Source organism: Tamlana crocina (assembly GCF_012037625.1).
On the sequence record NZ_JAAVJS010000840.1, the window covers coordinates 1 to 286 of the forward strand.

Sequence of the window (286 nt, forward strand, 5' to 3'; positions counted from 1 at the left end):
CGGAATAATACTCCACGATTTGCGGCTGTAGGTTGTCTAAAAGGGCTTTTTTGTCGGCTGCTAACTTCGATGCGTAGAGGGCTTTTTCAGCCAGATTAAGCTGCCAGCCTGCGGAAAATCCGACGTTAAAATCACCTTTTTGAAGCTTCAGGAAAAATTTTGGACAATACCCGCCACTAAAGCAATCGGTATCAATTCCGTTTTCATTCAGCAGTTCAAAAAAGCCGGCGGCGTGAACTTTAATGCTCTCTTCCAGGTCTTTTTGTTGTTTCAGCACTTCCTTGCG

General features: G+C 44.8%; 1 protein-coding gene. It reads right to left on the minus strand.

The window, feature by feature from the left end:
• The coding region (locus HC176_RS19200; protein ID WP_167920560.1) for a hypothetical protein at nucleotides 1-286 on the minus strand (286 nt) is incomplete at both ends.